This is a genomic window from Herbidospora sp. NBRC 101105, from assembly GCF_030269205.1.
Classification (GTDB): Bacteria; Actinomycetota; Actinomycetes; order Streptosporangiales; family Streptosporangiaceae; genus Herbidospora; species Herbidospora solisilvae.
The window spans coordinates 1-7575 of sequence record NZ_BSSX01000013.1; the positions used below are offsets into that span (position 1 = coordinate 1).

Genomic DNA, 7575 nt, shown 5'->3' on the forward strand with positions numbered 1-7575 from the left:
AGTGCCAGGCGTGGGCGACGGTGAGCGGCAGCTTCCGCATCTCGGCCTCGTCCATGGCCCAGTCCAGGGCCTGCATCGCGAAATCTGAGCCGTCGTAGCCGACGACGACCCCGTTCATCGTGGTCATACGCCTCACCCGCTGTTTCTCGGTTCTGTTCCACTGTCTCTCCACGGCCGAGCGGGCCGCAGAGGCGGGGGTCCTTTCAAGGAAGGACCTCGGTCCCGCCGAGTGCGAAACTGACGGTCATGATCCATACGCCGACAGTCACATTCGATCTGCGGAACTACCGGCGAGCCTGGCTGCGAGGCGACCTGCTCGCCGGGCTCACCGTGGCCGGATACCTCGTTCCGCAGGTGATGGCGTACGCGACCGTGGCCGGCTTGCCTCCTGTGGCCGGGTTGTGGGGGGCGCTTCCGGCGCTGGCGCTTTATCCGCTGCTCGGTTCGTCCCGGCAACTGTCCATCGGCCCCGAGTCGTCGACCGCGCTGATGACCGCCGTCACGATCGGGCCGCTGGCCGCCGGTGATCCCGTCCGGTACGCCCAGCTGGCCGCCGCGCTGGCCGTCGTGGTGGGCGTGCTCGCGCTGATCTGCTGGCTGCTGCGAATGGGCTTCGTCGCCGATCTGCTGTCCCGCCCGGTCCTGATCGGCTACCTGACGGGGCTGGGCCTCACCATGATCATGAGTCAGTTGGAGCGGATCACGGGGGTCCGCGTATCGGGGGACACCTTCTTCGAGGAACTGGCGTCCTTCGCCGCCGGCATGGATCACGTGGACCTGTGGACGCTGCTGTTCGCCGGGGTCGTGCTGTGCTTCCTCTTCCTCCTGGACCGGCTCTTGCCCGCATTCCCCGGCCCTCTGCTGGCCGTTCTGCTGGCCACGGTGGCCGTGGCGATGTTCGGGCTGCAAAGAGCCGGTATCGCGGTGATCGGACTGATCCCCGCCGGGCTACCGGCACCCCGGCTGCCGACTCCTTCCGGATGGAGTGACCTGATCCTGCCGGCGGTCGGGGTGCTGCTCGTCGGCTACAGCGACAACATGCTCACCGGCCGGTCGTTCGCGGCCCGCTGCAACCAGCGGATCGACGCCAACAGGGAACTGCTCGCACTGGGGGTGGCCAACGTCGGCGCCGGACTGCTGCGCGGCTTCCCGATCAGCAGCAGCGGCAGCCGGACCGCCCTCGGAGTGGCGGCCGGCGCACGGACCCAGGTCCACTCCTGGGTGACCTTGGTCGCGGTGGTCGTCGTGCTGGTCGCGGCCGGGCCGCTGCTGGCCGGGTTTCCCGTGGCCGCGCTCGGCGCCATCGTCATCTTCGCCGCGACCCGCCTCATCGACGTTGGGCAGTTCCGCCGGCTACTGGCTTTTCGCCGCAGCGAGTTCATCCTCGCGGCGGCCACCTGCCTGAGCGTGCTGCTCCTCGACATCCTGTACGGGGTGCTCCTCGCCGTCGCCCTGTCGGTCGCCGAGATGCTGGCCAGGATCGCCCGCCCCCACGACGCCGTCCTGGGAATCGTCCCCGGCCTCGCCGGCATGCACGACGTCGACGACTACCCGCAGGCTCACACGATTCCCGGCCTGGTCATCTACCGCTACGACTCGCCGCTGTTCTTCGCCAACGCCGAGGACTTCCGCCATCGCGCGCTGGCCTCGGTGGACGACCACGACGGTCCGGTCCGGTGGTTCGTGCTCAATGTCGAGGCCAATGTGGAGGTCGACATCACCGCTCTGGACGCCGTCGAAGCCCTGCGAGCGGAACTCGCCAAGCGCGGGATCGTCTTCGGCTTGGCGCGGGTCAAGCAGGACCTTCGTGAGTATCTGGACTCCTATGGGCTGAGCCGGTCGATCGGGGAGGAGTTCATGTTCCCGACCCTTCCGACGACGGTCTCCGCCTACGAGGACTGGTGCTCACGCCACCCCTGAGACCTGGATAATGTCACAATATGAGATTAATTAACTACTTTTAGTGATTCGAGGGTGACGTGATCGTTGTCGGAGTCGACGGCTTGCCGCCTGGTGTCGCGGCGGCCGAATGGGCGGCCAGGGAAGCACTCCTTCGTAGGGTCCCCTTGCAGATCGTGAACGTCGTTCCCGAATGGTGCCTGCAAGAGGGCCTGTCGGGGGCCATCGCGAGTATCGGCGCGTGGATGCGCCAGGGCGGCGAGACCGCGCTCACGGAGGCCGTGCACGCCGCCCGGCACGCGGCGCAGGATGTCGTCACCGGAACCTCGCTGCTCGGCGGCGACCCGCGGCGGAGACTCATCGAGGTCTCGCGCGGTGCCGATCTGCTCGTGATGGGAGGCTCGGGTCTTGGCACGCTGCGCGGCCTGCTCGTCGGGTCGGTGACCCAGGGGGTGGCCGGCCACGCTCACTGTGACGTGGTCGTCATCCACGGTGCGGACCCCGGCCGCCACGGGGTGATGGTCGTCGGCGTGGACGCGTCGGAGGCTCAGGAGAAGGTTCTGGACTTCGCGTTCAAAGAAGCGGCAGCGCACAGGGCCCACCTGCGTGCCGTGCTCGCTTGGAACTGGCGGCAGCTCGCGGCGAACGCGACCGTGGGCGGGGAACCGGAGATCAGCACGCGGGGACTGGCGGAGGCGCTGGCGGGCTGCCGGGAAAGGTACCCCGACCTCCAGGTGTCGATGGAAGTCGTCGAGGGGCATCCCGTCGACATCCTGCGTCAGGCAGCCGGTTCGGCCGACCTGCTGGTGGTCGGATCTCACGGACACGGTGTGCTCGCGGGGATGGTGCTCGGGTCGGTCAGCCAGGCGTTGCTGCACCTTTCTCCCTGCCCGATCGCCGTCGTACGGGTCGGGACCCGCTCGTGACGGCGTGGCATCACGAGCGGGTCCTCATCCGAGGTCACGGTCCCAATCGATCTCGTCGATCACATCGACGACCCCGTTCACCTGACGGGTCATCCAGGCGGCGATCACGGCGTCCCGCCGCAGGCACATCCGCCCCGTGAGCGTGACCACACCGTCGACGACGGCGACGTGGACCCGCGTCGCGTCCATCCACAGGGCCCGGTTCAGCACCTCGACCCTGATCTGGCGTTCCAGCTCGTCGTCAGGGCGGACGAACACCTTGAGCACGTCATGGCGGCTGACGATGCCCGACAGGCGCCCGTCGGCGGTCACCACCGGGAGGCTCTTGATCCCGCACCCGTTCATGATGCGGGCCGCCACTGTCACCGACGTCTCCGGCGTGACGGTGATCGCCGGAGCCGACATCAGGTCAGCGGCCCTGGTGCCGGCCGCCTGCCAGGTGACGTGGGAGGCGGCGGGCGGCCGGCCTCCTCGGAACTCCTCGGTGCGCAGCAGATCCGCCTCCGAGACGACGCCGGCCACGCCGCCACCCGCGTCGAGCACGGGGACCGTCGTCACCCGGTGCTCGAAGAGCTGGGCCGCGACGTCCTTGAAGCAGGTGTCCTCCCGGACCGAGATCACCTGCCGGGTCATGACCTCCTCGACCGTGACGGCCATCGATGTCCCCTCCCTACATCGCGGGCTTCGCGCCGGCCGACACGATGGCGACCGGGCAGTGGGCGTGGTGCAGCAGACCGTGGCCGACCGAACCCAGCATCGCCCCCGCGAACGAACCCAGCCCACGGCAGCCCGCGATGACCAGATCGGCCGCGTGGGACATGTCCGACAGGACCTCCACCGGATGGCCCCGCACGCCGATTCGCCCGGCCGTCACGTCGGGATGTTTGCCCTGCCAGGCCATGAACTTCTGATGCACGAAATTGCTGCGCTCCTCGTACACGCAGTGGATCAGGTTGTCGTAACCGGTGCCCAGGGAGGTGAACGAGGGCGGTTGCCAGGCGTACACCGCTTCCAGCCGGGCCCTTCGTCGTCCGGCTTCGGCGAAGGCGAACTCCAGGGCCACGTCGGCGTCCTCGGTCCCGTCGTAGCCGACCAGGACCTTCCCGTACGTGTCGGAGGGGGTCTGGCGTACGACGACGACCGGGCCGGGCGTGTGCCCCGCCAGGCCCAGACCAACGGATCCGAGGATCATGCCGGCGAAGCCGCCCGTGCCCCTGGAGCCGATCACGATCGTGTCGGCCCTTTCGGCCTCGTCCTTCAGCCGGTTGACGATGTCGCCTGTGGCCAGGCGGGTGGTGATCGCGAGATCAGGCACGCTGGCGCGGGCACGCCGTTCGGCGGTGACGAGGATCTGTTCGCCGTAGGTGTTCACGATTGTTTCCAGATCTCTCAACCGGACACCCGCCCACGGCTCATGGACGTGCACGATGCGCAGCACTCCACCCCGTCGGGCCGCATCCTGGGCCGCGTATTCGACGGCGGCGAGCGCAGATGCGGATCCGTCTGCTCCGGCGACGATGATCGGACTCATGGTCTTTCCTCTCCTCGGTATCTTTCTGTTTCCATCCCGCCGCAGTTCGTCCGACCCCCAGATGAGGGCGGGGAAGCACATGATGAGCAGCAGGACGTCAAGCGGGAGTGCGGCCGTTCCGAACAGTTGCTGGACAGGCGGCAGATAGATCAGCGCGGCGGCGAAGGCCGGCTCGAAGGCGATGCCGCCCAGCAGCATCAGATTGGTGAACAAGCCCACCTGGCGCAGTGAGGCCCAACAGCAGCAGTGCCAGCCGATGCACGAGCTGGACGAGGACCTCGTGTGCCAAGAACACGTGTTCCCGATGGCGCACCTCGTTGGGCCTGTAGGCGACAAGGCACCGGGTGGCCTCCCGCCCGGGCAACCCGCCGGAGCCGGTGCCCAGATCGGTGAACAGCCGCGGCAGAGGGTCACCTGGGTCGGGCTCCGGGCAGAGTTCAGGCGGCGAGGGCATCACGGAACGCGGCGATCTTGAGAGCTCCGGTGGTCGCGGCGTCGGTGAACGTCCGGTAGGCCGCCTCCATCTCCGACAGCGGGAAGTCGTGCGTGACGAACGCCGAGGTGTCCATCCGTCCGGCGGCGACCATCCTCATCAGGTCGGGTGTCGAGGAGGTGTCGACCAGCCCGGTGGTGATGGTCACATTCCTGCTCCACAGCCGTTCCAGTCGCAGCGTCGCCGGGCCGCCGTGCACTCCCACGTTGGCCACGCGACCGCCTGGCCGGACCAGCCGGGCGCACAACTCGAAGGTCGCGGAAACACCTACGGCCTCGATGGCCACATCAGCGCCCAGCCCGCCGGTCAGTTCGGCCACCGCCGTCCCGGCCTCCTCGGCTGTGTCCGCCGTGACATCCGCGCCCATCATCTTGGCGGCATCCCTCCGGAGCGCGGCAGGGTCGACGGCCACGATGTGGTTCGGTGTGAACAGCCTGGCCGTCGTGACGCTGGCCAAGCCGATGGGCCCGGCACCGACGATGACAACCGTGTCCCCGGGCCGCACCGCGCCGTTGCGCACCCCTACCTCGTAGGCAGTGGGCAAGATGTCGGCCAGCATGAGGGCGGCTCGGTCCGGGACGTTCTCCGGCACGGGGTACAGGGAGGTGTCGGCGAACGGCACCCGTACGTACTCGGCCTGGGTTCCGTCGATCAGATGTCCCAGAATCCATCCGCCGCCGCCCAGACACTGCCCGAAGACCCCGCTGCGGCAGTAGCGGCAGCAGCCACAGGCCGAGATGCAGGAGACCAGGACCCGGTCACCGGGCCGCCAGGCGGCGACGGCGGGGCCGGTCGCCACGACGGTGCCGACGGCCTCGTGGCCCAGGATCCGCCCCGGGGCCACCTCCGGCACGTCGCCTCTCAGAATGTGCAGGTCGGTGCCGCAGATGGTCACCGCGTCGATCCGGATGATCGCGTCGGCCGGGACTGCCGTCATGGCTGCACAAGGGTGGTCTCTTCCGGAGCGGGTGTCGTCGCAGACCAGCCGAGTCCGCGGTGGATCCGGTCTCGCAAGGTGGCGGCCGCGTCGGGCTCGCCGTGGACGACATAGGTCATCCGCAGTGGTCGGCGGACGCCTCTCAGCCAGGCGATGGTCTCGCCCGCGTCGGAGTGCACCGAGAACCCCGGCAGGTTAACGACCTCCGCCCCGACCGGAACCCGATCACCGTGGATCTCGAGCGAGGTGGCGCCGTCTACCAGGGGCCGTGCACGGGTCCCGAGTGCCAGGAACATCAGCTCGGTTCGGCGGGGCATCGGGCGTTCTGAGCAGTTCATCCCCTGTCGTCACTCCCTTGCCGCTCCGGCGGATCCTTTCGTCCGCAACCCGGCACTCTTCACAATGTGGGCCATTTCCTCCAGATGGGGATGGAAGTCCTGCGGAGGGGCGCTGTTTGGTAAAAAGGCCCAGGATCGCGGGCCATGCTCCGTGGTCAGGTGGGCGACTTGGTCCCACCAGCGCGGGACCGACATGCTGGCACATAGCCACATCCTCAGCACTCGAGGTTCGCAAGGGATCGCACACGCGAGTTCGGGACATGGCTCCTTGCTGTTGTCGAAGCTCCCTCTGTGGTCGTTCAGGCTGTAGGTGGTTTCGTCCAGGGGCGTGGTCACTCCATCGCCTGACCCCAAAGGGGCTCACGCGGAACCTGCGGGGCATCCAGCAGATCCTGTCGGCCGCCGCCGTCGTCGGCCGGGTTGCCCGGCCCCAGAGAACCGCTCTTCCTCCTTGCTGAACTTGAGGCCTGGCGCGGCGAATGGGAAGCCACGCGGGAACGACCCGCGCCCGCAGCGATCACAATCCCGGGCGACCCGAACGCACGACGGACCCACAGCCACACCGATCAGCCGAGCGATGGCCCCAACGAGGCGGCCCACGAGGACCACGGAGCCCGCCGGCACTACCGCGTCGGCGACATCATCGACATCCTGAACACCCGAAAGGGCGCTGGCGTCGCCCGCGACTCCGAATGCGACCGACGCCGTAACCGACTCCGCTAATCATTCGATCGGCCATGACGGCAGCACAGGCGGGCCGTCTCCGCCAGGCTTGGTCCCCATCCGGCGGTCAAGGATTTCAGAGTTTCCTTTTAAAGGTCTTTCGGCCCTGTGCGCTCACATACGGGAACGGTTTCCTATTAGGGAACATGGCCTGTTGCCTCTCTGGAATGAGGGGGATTAGGGGTGATCCATGCCGATCAAAGTCGCGGAAGTCATGGGTCGGACCGCAGTCGCCGTACGGCCTGGTGCCCGTCTCGCAGAGATCGTGGCCGCGATGGATGACTATTCGGTCAGGGCGGTCGCCGTCGTCGACCGGGAGGACCGACCGATCGGTCTCGTGTCCGAAGGTGATCTGCGGCGAGAGGCAGACGCCTCCGGAGGCCGAGGGGTGAGAGGCGGCTCACTCACAGCCGAGGACCTGATGAGCTCTCCGGCCATCAGCGTGACGTCTGACGCCACCATCGGGGAGGTCACGCGGCTCATGGATCGCCACGCGATCCGGCAGGTTCCGGTGGTCGATCCGACGAGCGGGAAGATCGCCGGGATGGTCTGGCAGCCAGACGTGGTGTCCCTCATCGAACGAAACGACGGGCGCGAAGGACTCGAAGCCGTGGTGGAGGCCGCCACGTGGGCGCCCTCGATTCACAACACTCAGCCGTGGTCGTTCGCCATCGCCGGGGAGGAGATCAGCCTCCGCGCAGACATGGACCGGCGGCTGCCCTACAGCG

The 7575-nt window shown here is 68.1% G+C and carries 8 protein-coding genes and 1 pseudogene; 3 read left to right on the forward strand and 6 right to left on the reverse strand.

Features of this window, described 5'->3' with window-relative positions:
* Nucleotides 1–127 (reverse strand): universal stress protein (locus QSK34_RS37505; protein WP_353051477.1); only part of this gene is annotated, 127 nt, incomplete at its 3' end.
* Nucleotides 128–246: 119 nt separating this feature from the next.
* Between QSK34_RS37505 and QSK34_RS37510 the strand changes: the two genes are divergently transcribed.
* Both QSK34_RS37510 and QSK34_RS37515 read left to right on the forward strand, forming a co-directional pair.
* Nucleotides 247–1920, forward strand: coding sequence for a SulP family inorganic anion transporter (locus tag QSK34_RS37510; RefSeq protein WP_285591589.1), 1674 nt, complete (start codon nucleotides 247–249; stop codon nucleotides 1918–1920).
* 59 nt (nucleotides 1921–1979) lie between these two features.
* On the forward strand, nucleotides 1980–2825 hold the full coding sequence (locus QSK34_RS37515; RefSeq protein ID WP_285591591.1) for a universal stress protein: 846 nt from the start codon (nucleotides 1980–1982) through the stop codon (nucleotides 2823–2825).
* Between the two features lie 24 nt (nucleotides 2826–2849).
* On the opposite strand, the gene QSK34_RS37520 is transcribed toward QSK34_RS37515, so the two are convergent.
* The 5 genes and pseudogenes from QSK34_RS37520 to QSK34_RS37540 form a co-directional block, all read right to left on the reverse strand.
* On the reverse strand, nucleotides 2850–3482 hold the full coding sequence (locus QSK34_RS37520) for a CBS domain-containing protein (RefSeq protein WP_285591593.1): 633 nt from the start codon (nucleotides 3480–3482) through the stop codon (nucleotides 2850–2852).
* A 13-nt stretch (nucleotides 3483–3495) separates the two neighbouring features.
* Nucleotides 3496–4356, reverse strand: a complete 861-nt coding sequence (locus QSK34_RS37525) for a universal stress protein (RefSeq protein ID WP_285591601.1) — start codon at nucleotides 4354–4356, stop codon at nucleotides 3496–3498.
* Between the two features lie 99 nt (nucleotides 4357–4455).
* Nucleotides 4456–4554: pseudogene (locus tag QSK34_RS37915) on the reverse strand (hypothetical protein); the annotation flags it as partial.
* Nucleotides 4555–4793: 239 nt separating this feature from the next.
* Nucleotides 4794–5786 carry an alcohol dehydrogenase catalytic domain-containing protein gene (locus tag QSK34_RS37535; RefSeq protein WP_285591595.1) on the reverse strand — a complete coding sequence of 331 codons (993 nt, stop codon included), beginning with the start codon at nucleotides 5784–5786 and terminating at the stop codon, nucleotides 4794–4796.
* Complete coding sequence (locus QSK34_RS37540; RefSeq protein WP_285591597.1) at nucleotides 5783–6103, reverse strand: MBL fold metallo-hydrolase RNA specificity domain-containing protein; 321 nt, start codon at nucleotides 6101–6103, stop codon at nucleotides 5783–5785. Before QSK34_RS37540 ends, QSK34_RS37535 begins: the two co-directional genes overlap by 4 nt.
* A 934-nt stretch (nucleotides 6104–7037) precedes the next feature.
* Between QSK34_RS37540 and QSK34_RS37545 the strand changes: the two genes are divergently transcribed.
* Nucleotides 7038–7575, forward strand: a 538-nt coding sequence (locus tag QSK34_RS37545) for a CBS domain-containing protein (RefSeq protein WP_285591599.1), incomplete at its 3' end; no start/stop codon positions are given.